The organism is Bifidobacterium saimiriisciurei, from assembly GCF_010667655.1.
Lineage (GTDB): Bacteria > Actinomycetota > Actinomycetes > Actinomycetales > Bifidobacteriaceae > Galliscardovia > Galliscardovia saimiriisciurei.
In genome coordinates this window covers 20,078-31,984 of record NZ_WHZU01000021.1, presented here as the reverse complement: position 1 = coordinate 31,984, position 11,907 = coordinate 20,078, and the positions used below count along the sequence as shown (strand labels likewise).

Here is an 11,907-nt window from a genome sequence, read left to right as displayed (position 1 = left end):
ATGGCTCCGTAGCTCAGTTGGTTAGAGCGCCGCCCTGTCACGGCGGAGGTCGCCGGTTCAAGTCCGGTCGGAGTCGCTTGAATGATTGGAACCCGGTTTGGCCGGGTTTTACATTATTCATGGCTCTGTAGCTCAGTTGGTAGAGCGAGCGACTGAAAATCGCTAGGTCAACGGATCGACGCCGTTCGGAGCCACCACCCGGAATCCCCGGCGGGCAAAGCCCGACCGGGGATTTTCCATATCGCGAACCGCGCATGCCGACGCATCCCATACGTCCCCATGCGCCGCGCATATCGCCGTCCTGTCGTCCATTGGACCGTTTCGGGTTCGATTGCTCGCCGAGCCCGCCGCGACGCGCCGATGCGGTATGTTCGAGCGTGATGGAGGCGGCTGCCGAGGCAAAATCCGGCAACAGTGTCCGATGGCGTCGTCGCGACGATGGGGCGAGGAATATGGGGGCGTCACGATGTGGGACGGGATTCATTGTGGGCGAACGATATGTGGGATATCGCCGCCTAAAAATGTCATCGATTGCAGTATGTCCCATATATAGGGATTCTTTATAATATTTTGGGAGCGCTCACGGGTTTTCGCTCCAGGTGGCGGTACGATAAAAACGTTGGCAACGCCATGACGGGGTTGCCTGACTGAATACACAGACTGAATATACAGACGGTAAGTCAAAGGAGAACGTCTCATGGTCTACAGGATGATTTTCAACCAGACGGCATACTTCGGCCGTGGCGCCATCAAGGAGATTCCCGAGGTCGCGAAGAAGCACGGCTTCAAGAAGGCGTTCATCGTCACCGATCCGGTGCTGCTTGAGACCGGCACCGCGAAGAAGGTCACCGACGTGCTCGACGCGGCCGGCCTGCCGTACGAGGTGTTCGACAACGTCAAGCCGAACCCGCCGGTCGAGTGCATCCAGGACGGCGTGCTGCGCTTCAAGGCCTCCGGCGCCGACTTCCTCATCGGCCTGGGCGGCGGCTCCCCGCAGGACACCTGCAAGGGCATCGGCATCATCACCGCGAACCCCGAGTTCGGCGACGTGCTCTCCCTCGAGGGCGTGGCCGACACGAAGAACCCGTCCGTGCCGATCTTCGGCGTGCCCACCACCGCCGGCACCGCCTCGGAGACCACCATCAACTACGTGATCACCGACACGAAGAACAAGCGCAAGTTCGTGGCCGTCGACCCGCACGACATCCCGATCGTCGCGTTCGTCGACCCCGACCTGACCGACTCCATGCCGCGCGGCCTGAAGGTCGCCACGGGCTTGGACGCCCTGACGCACGCCATCGAGGGCTTCATCACCCCGGGCGCCTGGAGCCTGTCGGACTGCCTGAGCATGCAGACCATCCGCATGATCGCGAAGAACCTCGCCAAGAGCGCCGACGGCGACGTGCCGGCCGGCGAGCAGATGGCCTACGCGTCCTACATCACCGGCATGGCGTACTCCAACGTCGGCCTCGGCCTGGTGCACGGCATGGCCCATCCGCTGGGCGGCCGCCTGGGCGTGGCCCACGGTGTGGCCAACGGCATCCTGCTGGCCCCGGTCATGGAGTACAACAAGGACTACACGGGCGAGAAGTTCCGTGACATCGCCGACGCGTTCGGCGTCGCCGACGCGTATACGGCCGACCTCGAGTCGGTGCGCGACGCCGCCGTGGCCGCCGTCCACAAGCTGACCGTGGACCTGAAGAACCCGACGACCATCTCCGAGGTGGGCGCCACCGAGGCCGACCTCGAGCCGCTGGCCCACGACGCGTTCAACGACGTGTGCACCCCGGGCAACCCGCGCAAGGCCACCGAGGAGGACATCCTCGCCATCTACAAGAGCCTCATGTGATTCAGTCATAGGCCCCCTCTGACGAGGGGGCCGTCAGCCGAAGACTGACCGGAGAAGCGACGGCGGCCGCAGACCGAGGGAACATCGTACCGGCCGAAAGCCGATTCCGTTTCCCGCGACCTGCGGCCGCTTCTTTTCCCTTCCCTCGTCATCGCTTCGCGATGACGCCTCGTTCATCGGATGGGGGCGGAGCGCTACTCGTGCTTCTCGTCGTATTCCTCGTCGGTGGGGGTCTCGTCGTAGAGCTCGCGCCCCTCCTTCTCGGCAAGCTCCATCTGCTCGTTGATCCATGCGGCCTCGGCCGGATTGATGTCGGCCGTGTTCAGCACCTTCTGCCACACGGGATAGAACATATGCATCACCGGGTACATGGCCGTGAACAGGATCTCCGGCTTGTGCTTGCGCCAATGCTGCGGATGCGCGTCGAAGGTGTTCTTGAAACGTCGCATGTAGTTGCGGAACGAGCTCAGCGACGTATCCATGCGGCGCGCGCTCATGCCGGCGATCATGCGGGGCGAGTAGACGGTCTTGAGCCCCTTGCCGATCAGGTGCAGCGACACGTCGATGTCCTCATGCATCACGTCGGCCTTGTCCCGGCACACCTCGTCGGCGATCTGACGCCATGCGCTGGCGCGCACCGCCATGTTCGAGCCGAACAGCAGCGGCTGGCCGCCGTCGGCGCGGTAGATGCGCTTGCGGATGGAGTTGTCGCCCTTGAGGCCGAACCGGCGCGACGGCATGTCGTAGTACATGACCGGGCCGGTCGCGCCCATGGCGGATGGGTCCTCGGTGAAGATGCCGGAGACGACCTCCACCCAGTCGGGCTTGATCATGCAGTCGGCGTCGAACCGGCCGAGGATATCGCCGGTCGCGTGGTTGAGGCCGTAGTTGCGGGTCGGGATCAACCCCTGTTCGTCGTTCTGGTCGAGCAGGATGACGTTGTCGTCGGGATGGTCCTTGATGAACTGCCGGACGATGTCGGCCGTGTTGTCGGTGGATCGGTTGTTGACCACGATCACTTCATGGGGTCGCACGGTCTGCCGTGTGGCGTTGAGCAGGCAGTCGGCGATTCGCTCTTCTTCATTCCATGCCGGAATCACAATCGAAACGGTAAGCACACTTCCACCATACGCGGGGCCGAGGATTCGAACACCGTCGGCGTTCGGTTCCCCCGCATGTCCTCCGCATGGACGCATGGACCTGTTCGCCGGCCGCGATGCCATTGTCATCTCTCGTGGGAATAATGGCGTCTATGAGTGAACGGCAGGATGAACGTTTCGATCTCGCGGCGGTGTTTCCCGACAAGGGCGATCCGCGGCGACCCCCCGAATGGTACGGCAGGGGCCTGCTGTATGCGGCCATCGCCGTGTTCGCCTCGATCTTCGTGTGGAACACGTGGGACAAGATCCGCTCGATAGTCCTCTATGTCGTCATCTCCATGTTCATCGCGTTGGCGGTCGAGCCGGTGGTGCGATGGCTCGTCAGCCACGGCTGGCGCCGCGGCGTGGCCTCGGGCGTCACGCTGGTCTCGCTGGTCGTCATCCTCGCGGGGCTGCTCACGCTGTTCGGCAACATGTTCGTGCAGCAGCTGATCGGCATGGTCAAGAGCCTGCCGGGACTGTATTCGCAGATCGTCGACGTCGTCGAACGGCAGTTCCATACGAAACTCGATCTGGAATCGTTCGGCATGGAGATATTCAAAAGCATCCAGACCAGCACCGTCACCGATTTCGCCAACCGCGCGCTCAGCACCACGTTCTCGCTGCTCAACGCGCTGCTCGGCATCATGACCGTCATGCTGGTGACGTACTACATCTCCGCGGCGTTCCCCGCCATGCGCCGGAGCCTGTGCCAGTGGATAGCGCCGAAAAGTCAGGAGCGCTTCCTCGTGGTATGGACCGTCGTGCAGGACCAGATCTCGAACTTCCTGTACAGCCGCATCATCCTGGCGGCGATCTCCAGCGTATGCATGTCCGTCTTCATGATGAGCCTCGATATCCCGTACTGGTTGCCGCTGTCCATCTTCTGCGGACTGATATCGCAGTTCATCCCCACCGTGGGCACGTACATCGGCGGCGCGCTGCCGGTCGTCTCCGCGTGGGGCACCAACGGCATCAAGTACGCGCTGTTCGTGCTCATCTACATCGTCGTGTACCAGCAGATCGAGAACCTCATCCTCTCGCCGGCGATCTCGCAGCGCACCATGGACCTCAACCCGGCCATCGCCTTCCTCGCCGTGCTGGCGTTCGGCTCCGTGTTCGGCGCGCTCGGCGCGTTCCTCGCGCTGCCGCTGGCCGCGAGCTTCCAGGCCGTGTTCAAGGCGTACACCAAGCGCTACGAGCTCATCGACTCGCCGCTGCTCGCCGACCCGACGCCGGTGAAGAAGTCGCCGATGGTCAAGAGCGTGGAGGCGTTCAACGAGCATGTGGTCAAGCCGGTGAGCGACCATATGCCGCGTGCGGCCAAGGGGTCGAGCGCACGCGTGCGTGTGCACGACGCCGCGGTGAGCCGCGAACTCGAATACGCGCACAACCGCCTGGAGACCTATGCCACGAGCGAGGAGCTCGATGATTCGCGCACCGTGGCGATTCCGAAGAATGCCGTATCATCTGGTAGGGCGAATGAACGACCCGACGGCAAGCCGGACCTCAATCCGGACGCCGGCCCCGACGTCGATGGCTCGGGGCGTGATACGGACAACGATGATATGGACAATGATGGCGCCGCCGGCTCCGACACCGGCCGCAGCGCCAGGGAGGAGTGGCGCTAGATGGCCTTGCTTGCCTTCATCGACGTACTGCTGGGCGTGCTGGGAACCGTCGGCATGATCTACCAGGTGGTGTGCGTGCTGGCGTCGTTCGTGGCCAAGCCGCAGAAGTTCCCCGAGGCGCCGCGGAACAAGCGCTACGCCGTGCTGATCTCCGCGCGAAACGAGCAGAACGTCGTCGGCAACCTCATCGACTGCATCCACAACCAGTCGTATCCGAGCGAGCTTATCGACATCTGGATGGTGGCCGACAACTGCACCGACGACACGGCCGGACTGGCGCGCAGCAAGGGCTGCCATGTGATCGAACGCTTCGACCAGACGCAGATCGGCAAGGGCTATGCGCTCACGTTCCTGCTCAACCACATGATCGACTCCGGCGCCAGCAAGCGGTATGACGCGTTCTTCGTGTTCGACGCCGACAACAAGCTCGACAAGGAATACTTCGCGCAGATGAACAACGCGTTCCAGTCGGGCTTCCGCATCCTCACCAGCTTCCGAAACTCCGTGAACTTCGACGACAACTGGGTGTCGTCCGGCTCGGCGCTGTGGTTCGTGCGCGAATCGCGATTCCTCAACAGCTCGCGCATGATCTTCGGCTCCAGCTGCCACGTGGGCGGCACCGGATTCATGTTCTCCCGCGAGATCATGGAACGCAACAGCGGCTGGAAGTTCCATCTGCTCACCGAGGACCTCGAATTCACCATGGACTCGATCCTGCACGGCGACCGCATCGGCTACTGCGGCACCGCCATCCTGTACGACGAGCAGCCGGTGACGTTCAAGCAGAGCTGGAGGCAGCGCCTGCGCTGGTCGCGCGGCTTCCTGCAGGTGTTCCGCTACTACGGTCCCGCCCTCGTGCGCCGTGCCATCAAGGAGCGCGACTTCTCCTGCGTGGACCTGACGCTGCTGATCTGTCCGTTCACCGCGCTGTCGGTGATTCGCACCGTGCTCGCCGGCGTATTCATCGCGCTGGGCTTCGTCTCGTTGCAGAGCCAGCTCGACTCCATGAACTTCTGGATCGTCGGCGGCGTGGCCTCCGTGCTGGGCATGATGCTGCTCGCGGCCATCACCTGCATCGCCGAGCGCGACAAGATCGACGCGACGAACAAGGAGCTCGTGGCCTACTGCCTGAGCTTCCCCATCTACCTGCTGAGCTACATCCCGATCTCCTTCCAGGCCATGTTCTCCAAGCCGGGCTGGAAGCCCATCGAGCATCGCGGCCGCTGACGTCGGCAGGACCGGCGGCAAGGATGGCGGTAAGCTGTTGAAGGATTCGCGCGCGGTCCGTGAGGGGCCGTGCGCCCGTGTGAACGCAATGGACGAAATGAGGCAGAACCCGTGACCGCAGTGGCATCCGACCAGAGGAACGTTTCGGGGGAGTCCCGTCGTGCGTTACGCGCCCGCAAGCGCATGATCGCGCAGCGCAAGCGCGTCGTGGCGGCAAGCGCGGTGATCACGCTCGTGCTCGGCATGGGGTATGTGGCCGCCGACGCGTTCGACATCGTCCCCGGACCGCTGACCGTCGAACCCGTCCGGACCGTCGAATTCCCGCAGGCGACGAGCGTGGTCGCATCAAAGCCGATGGTCGGCAAGCTCGGTGAGGGGCCGAGCATCGACGCATCGAAGGCCAGGTCGCTCGTCGACGCCTTCGCCAAGACGAAGGGGGTCGGCAACGACTATTCGCTGGTCATCGCCGACGCGCAGGGCAACCCCGTTGTGCAGCGCAACCAGAGCACGCCGCGCGAACCCGCCTCGACCATGAAGACGATGACGGCGTTCGCCGCGTCCAGCACGCTCGACATGTCGTCCACACTCGACACCGAGGTGTATCTGGCCGACGGCGGCGCCGAACAGGGCGACGGCAGCGTGCGCATCGTGCTCAAGGGCAACGGCGACATGCTGCTCGGCTCCGGAGCCAACGACGCCTCGCATGTGAACGGACGGGCCGGCGTGACCACGCTGGCGCAGCGTACCGCCGCCACGCTCAAGGCCAAGGGCGTCAGTGCGGTGTCGGTCGCCTACGACGACTCGCTCTTCGGCACGAAACGATTCCCCGACACCATCTCCAGCAACAACGGCGGCAACGACATGCTCTATGCGGCTCCGATGTCGTCGATGGCCATCGACGAGGCCCGCAACTGGAGCGGCACGACCAAGCCGAGCAATCCCGACGTGGAGTCCGCGTATCCGACCCGCTTCGCCGACGGCGCGGCCCGCGTGGCCTCCGAATTCGCCAAACAGCTCGGCAAGCAGGGCATCAAGGTCGGCGGTTCCGTCAGCCAGGGCGAGGCGCCCGACTCCGGCAGCCCCATCGCCTCGGTGAGCTCCGCGCCATTGAACGAGATCATGTCCTTCATGCTCAAGAACTCCGACAACACCGAAGCCGAGCTGTTCGGCCGCCTCACCGCGCTCAAGGCCGGCGAGGAGAACTCGCCCGAAGGCGCCGCGACCGCGGTGAAGGCCGCGCTCGACAAGGCCGGCATCGACACCAATGGCATCGTCATCGCCGACTGCTCCGGCCTGTCCTCCGGATCGAAGCTCACCGTCACCGCGCTCATGCAGGTGCAGGCGAAATACGCGTCGGGCGACGACGAATACGCCCCCGCCATCGAAGGCCTCGCCGTCAGCGGCCTCTCCGGCACGGCGCTGCACCGCCAGCTGCCGGGTTCCTCCGACGGGCTCATCCGGCTCAAGACCGGAACCCTCGGCGACGTGACCTCCATGACCGGCAACGTCTCGCGCACCAAGGGCGGCGTGCTCACCTTCTCCATCATCGTGAACAAGCCCGCCAACATGTGGGAGGCGATGACCGCGGTCGACACCCTCGTAGGCAAGCTTCCGGAGCTCTGATCCCCGACATGGCATACACTCCGACCATCCGACAGGCAATCGGCGACGTACGGCGGTGTCTCGCCGACATCGGCATCGCCCGACAGTCATCCGTCATGCGCGAACACGGCAGGCACGAGCCGTCGCCGGACGCGCCGCTGGTATTGGTGGCGTGCTCGGGCGGCCGTGATTCCCTCGCCCTTGCATCCATCGCCACCACCGTATGCGGAACCCTCGGCGTGCGATGCGGCGCCGTCATCGTCGACCACGGACTGGTCGCCGGCTCGTCCGCCGTCGCGGACGAAGCCGCCGACCGATGCCGCGGCTTCGGCATGGACCCCGTGATCGTACGACGCGTGGTGGTGCCCTCCACCGGCGCCGGCACCGAGGCCGACGCCCGATCGGCACGATACGATGCGCTCATCGAAACGGCCGCCGAACGTCGGGCGGCCGCCATGCTGCTCGCCCACACCCGCGACGACCAGGCCGAAACCGTGCTGCTCGGACTGCTGCGCACCGTCGGCCTCGACGCGCTCGCCGGCATGCCCAGGGCCATCGACCGCGGCGGCGTGCTCTTCGTCCGTCCGTTCCTCGACCTGACCCGCCGGCAGACCACCGAGATCTGCGAGACGCGGGGCATCGAATGGTGGGACGACCCCACGAACGGCGACGCCGCCGACGAGGGCGGACTCTCCACGGACCTGCCGCTGCGCTCGCGCGTGCGGCACGCCCTGCTGCCGTACCTCGCACACCTGACCGACACCGATCTCGTGGAGCATCTGAGCCGCAGCGCCGGCTTCGCCCAGCGTGACAAGGCCTACATCGACGAGCAGGCGCGATCGGTATACGAACGGGTCGTACGCCATGCCGAGGATTCGTCGTTGGATTCTGCGTCGGACTCGCCGACGGTCGCCGCGCGCATCGATGCCGCGGCGCTGGGCGGCGAGCATCCGGCCATCCGAGGCCGCGTGATCGCCCGTGCGCTCGCGCATGCGGGCGCCGGCGCGTCCTCGCGGCACGTCGACGCCGTCGACGCGTTGGTCGTGAATTGGCATGGTCAGGGCGGGGTGCGTCTTTCCAGCGCATATTCAGCATGTCGTCAGGGTCACGTCATTCTCGTGTGCCATGATAGAGTGCATGAAAATCGCTGATATCCAAGACGACATCGCTGAGGAGCTCGTCAGCAAAGAGCAGATCGATGCCAAGATTCGAGAAGTGGCCGCACAGGTGGATCGTGACTATGCCGGCAAGGATCCGCTGCTGATCGCCGTGCTGAAGGGGGCCGTCAATACGCTGGCGGCGTTCTCCCAGGCCCTGAGCATTCCCGTGACCATGGATTTCATGAGCCTTTCCAGCTATGGCTCGGGCACGGTCTCATCGGGCAAGATCACCGTCAGGCAGGACCTTTCGACGGATGTGAGGGGTCGTCATGTGCTGATCGTCGAGGACATCATCGATTCCGGTATCACGCTCGACTGGCTCATCAAGGAACTCAAGCGTCGCGGTGCCGCCTCGGTGGAGGTTTTTGCCCTGTTGGAGAAACCCGCGCGACATGAGGTCCACATTGATGTGAAATACAAGGGGTACGAGATTCCGGATAAATTCGTGGTGGGATTTGGTCTGGATTATGACGAACGGTACCGGAACCTCGATTCGATCGCGGTGCTGGCACCCAAGGTTTACCAAGGAGAGCAACAATAATGAGCTTCCCAGGGCCGAATCGTAACGATAACGGCAACCCGTTCACGAATCCCGGCGGGGGCCGGCGTGACGACAGGAACAAGGGCAACAAGGGCGGCAACGGACGCCAGGGCCAGCAGGGCCCCCGTCCGTTCTGGCAGTCCCCGTGGATCTGGGTGACGCTGCTGGTGCTGCTGGCCATCACCGGATTCCAGATGTTCTCGATGGGCGGCACGCAGACCATCAACACGCAGGACGGCCTCGAGCTGCTCAAGGACGGCGCCGCCAACTACGCCGAGATCACCGAGAGCAAGCAGACGGTGAAGCTGGAGCTCAAGGAGGACTTCCACAAGAAGGACCCCGACACCGGCAAGGACCGCAACTACGGCAAGAACGTTCAGTTCTACTACGTGTTCGCGCAGGGCGGTCAGATCTCGCAGGCCGTGCAGAAGGCCGACCTTTCCAAGGGCTGGACCTCCACCGTGCCGCAGACCAGCATCCTGACGTACCTGCTCACGTCGCTGCTGCCGTTCATCATCATCTTCGCGCTGTTCTGGTGGCTCATGAGCCGCATGCAGGGCGGTGCCGGCGGCATGTTCGGCATGGGCGGCAAGAAGAGCGCCAAGCTGCTCGAGGGCGAGACCCCCGACACCAAGTTCGCCGACGTGGCCGGCGAGGACGAGGCGCTGCAGGAGGTCGAGGAGATCAAGGACTTCCTCAAGGACCCGTCGAAGTACAAGGCGCTGGGCGCCCGCATCCCGCGCGGCGTGCTGCTGTATGGTCCTCCCGGCACCGGTAAGACGCTGCTGGCCCGCGCCATCGCCGGCGAGGCCGGCGTGCCGTTCTACGCCATGGCCGGCTCCGACTTCGTCGAGATGTTCGTCGGCCTCGGCGCCTCCCGCGTGCGCGACCTGTTCGACGAGGCGAAGAAGAACGCCCCGGCCATCATCTTCATCGACGAGATCGACGCCGTCGGCCGCAAGCGCGGCTCCGGCATGGGCGGCGGCCACGACGAGCGCGAGCAGACGCTCAACCAGCTGCTCGTCGAGATGGACGGCTTCAACAACGACACCAACCTCATCATCATCGCCGCGACGAACCGTCCCGACGTGCTCGACCCCGCCCTGCTGCGACCGGGCCGATTCGACCGTCAGGTGGCCGTCGAGGCCCCCGACCTTGCCGGCCGCGAGGCCATCCTCAAGGTCCACGCCAAGGGCAAGCCGTTCGTTCCGGACGTCGACATGCACATGATTGCCGTGCGCACGCCGGGCTTCACCGGCGCCGACCTGGCCAACGTGCTCAACGAGGCCGCGCTGCTGTGCGCCCGCGCCGGCGCCCAGCTCATCGACAACCGCGCCATCGACGAGGCCATTGACCGCGTGATGAGCGGCCCGCGCCGCCGTTCCACCGGCATGGCGCTCGACGAACTGCGCAATACCGCGTACCACGAGGGCGGCCACGCGCTCGTCGCCGCCGCGCTGCACAACACCGACCCGGTGACCAAGGTGACGATTCTGCCGCGAGGCCGCGCCCTCGGCTACACCGCCGTCATGCCCACGCAGGACCGCTACTCGCAGTCCCGCAACGAGCTGCTCGACCAGATGGCCTACGCCATGGGCGGCCGCACCGCCGAGGAGGTCGTGTTCCACGACCCGACCACCGGCGCGTCCAACGACATCGAGAAGGCGACCAACATCGCCCGCAAGATGGTCGTGGAGTTCGGCTTCTCCTCGCAGCTCGGCGCCATCAAGTGGGCGTCCGACGACGACCAGACCACGGTGATGGACGGCCTGAGCCCGCGCAAGTACTCCGACCGCACCGCGCAGATCATCGACGACGAGGTCCTGAAGCTCGTCGAGACCGCGCACACCGAGGCATGGAACATCATCAACGAGAACCGCGACGTGCTTGACGAGCTCGTCCGCCAGCTGCTCGTCAAGGAGACGCTGAACGAGAAGGAGCTTGCCGCCATCTTCTCCAAGGTACGCAAGGCGCCGGTGCGCGAGGTGTGGCTGTCGAACGACCGCCGCCCCGACTCCGACCTGCCGCCCGTGCCGATTCCGGAGAAGCTGCAGAAGAGCATGAACCAGCCGCTGGAGGGCCAGCAGCCGAACCAGAACGGAGGAGCCACCGCCTGATGGCAGCATACGACGAGGAAGGCGTGCGCCAGGCCGTGCGCCTCTACCTGAAATCCATTGGCGAGGACCCCGACCGCGAGGGACTGCTCGACACCCCGGACCGCATCGCCCGCGCCTCGCGCGAGATCTTCGCCGGACTCCAGCAGGACCCGAAGGACGTGCTCTCCGCACGGTTCCGCGTGGACACCGAGGAGATGGTGCTCGTACGCGACATCGAACTCTATTCGGTGTGCGAACACCATCTGCTTCCGTTCCACGGCGTGGCCCACGTCGGCTACATCCCCTCCAAGGAGGGCGTGACCGGCCTGAGCAAGCTCGCCCGGCTTGTCGAGGTGTACGCCCGACGCCCGCAGGTGCAGGAGCGGCTCACCCAGCAGATCGCCGACGCGCTCATGGAGCACGTGGACGCCCGCGGCGTCATCGTCGTCACCGAATGCGAGCACCTGTGCATGTCGATGCGCGGCATCAAGAAATCGCAGGCCCGCACGGTCACGTCCGCGGTGCGGGGCGTGCTCAAGAACCCCGCCACCCGCGCCGAGGCCATGAGCCTCATCTTCTCCCAGCACTGAGCCGTCGGGACGCCGAGACACCCGAACCGCGTCATCGCGATATCGGGATGTCCCGGCGTCGGAACGGACACG

9 protein-coding genes and 2 tRNA genes are annotated in these 11,907 nt (G+C 64.9%); 10 read left to right on the top strand and 1 reads right to left on the bottom strand.

Annotated elements, in window-relative coordinates; all coding sequences use genetic code 11:
- Positions 1 to 2 precede the first annotated feature (2 nt).
- The 3 genes from GFD18_RS10230 (at position 3) to fucO (ending at position 1,849) form a co-directional block, all read left to right on the top strand.
- Positions 3 to 76: transfer RNA gene (locus GFD18_RS10230), tRNA-Asp, on the top strand.
- A gap of 45 nt (positions 77 to 121) precedes the next feature.
- A tRNA-Phe gene (locus GFD18_RS10225) sits at positions 122 to 197 on the top strand.
- 500 nt (positions 198 to 697) lie between these two features.
- Positions 698 to 1,849: a lactaldehyde reductase gene (gene fucO, locus GFD18_RS10220; protein ID WP_163200180.1), complete on the top strand. Its 1,152-nt coding sequence runs from the start codon at positions 698 to 700 to the stop codon at positions 1,847 to 1,849.
- Between the two features lie 194 nt (positions 1,850 to 2,043).
- Here the strand turns inward: fucO and GFD18_RS10215 are convergent, their stop codons facing one another.
- Positions 2,044 to 2,967 (bottom strand): glycosyltransferase, encoded by a 924-nt coding sequence (locus GFD18_RS10215; RefSeq protein WP_163200179.1) that lies wholly within the window; start codon positions 2,965 to 2,967, stop codon positions 2,044 to 2,046.
- A gap of 134 nt (positions 2,968 to 3,101) precedes the next feature.
- Between GFD18_RS10215 and GFD18_RS10210 the strand changes: the two genes are divergently transcribed.
- The 7 genes from GFD18_RS10210 to folE all read left to right on the top strand — a co-directional run bounded on the left by GFD18_RS10210 (position 3,102) and on the right by folE (position 11,835).
- Positions 3,102 to 4,619 (top strand): AI-2E family transporter, encoded by a 1,518-nt coding sequence (locus tag GFD18_RS10210; RefSeq protein WP_163200178.1) that lies wholly within the window; start codon positions 3,102 to 3,104, stop codon positions 4,617 to 4,619.
- On the top strand, positions 4,620 to 5,846 hold the full coding sequence (locus tag GFD18_RS10205) for a glycosyltransferase family 2 protein (protein WP_163200177.1): 1,227 nt from the start codon (positions 4,620 to 4,622) through the stop codon (positions 5,844 to 5,846).
- A gap of 111 nt (positions 5,847 to 5,957) precedes the next feature.
- Complete coding sequence (gene dacB, locus GFD18_RS10200; protein WP_318644539.1) at positions 5,958 to 7,469, top strand: D-alanyl-D-alanine carboxypeptidase/D-alanyl-D-alanine endopeptidase; 1,512 nt, start codon at positions 5,958 to 5,960, stop codon at positions 7,467 to 7,469.
- Between the two features lie 8 nt (positions 7,470 to 7,477).
- Positions 7,478 to 8,599 (top strand): tRNA lysidine(34) synthetase TilS, encoded by a 1,122-nt coding sequence (gene tilS / locus GFD18_RS10195; RefSeq protein WP_163200176.1) that lies wholly within the window; start codon positions 7,478 to 7,480, stop codon positions 8,597 to 8,599.
- Entirely contained in the window at positions 8,586 to 9,149 is a 564-nt protein-coding gene (gene hpt, locus GFD18_RS10190) for a hypoxanthine phosphoribosyltransferase (RefSeq protein ID WP_163200175.1), read from the top strand. Before tilS ends, hpt begins: the two co-directional genes overlap by 14 nt.
- A complete protein-coding gene (ftsH, locus tag GFD18_RS10185) occupies positions 9,149 to 11,266 on the top strand; it encodes an ATP-dependent zinc metalloprotease FtsH (protein WP_100510018.1) in 2,118 nt (705 codons plus the stop codon). The genes hpt and ftsH overlap by 1 nt, the downstream gene beginning before the upstream one ends.
- Positions 11,266 to 11,835 (top strand): GTP cyclohydrolase I FolE, encoded by a 570-nt coding sequence (gene folE, locus GFD18_RS10180; protein ID WP_100510017.1) that lies wholly within the window; start codon positions 11,266 to 11,268, stop codon positions 11,833 to 11,835. The genes ftsH and folE overlap by 1 nt, the downstream gene beginning before the upstream one ends.
- Positions 11,836 to 11,907 lie beyond the last annotated feature (72 nt).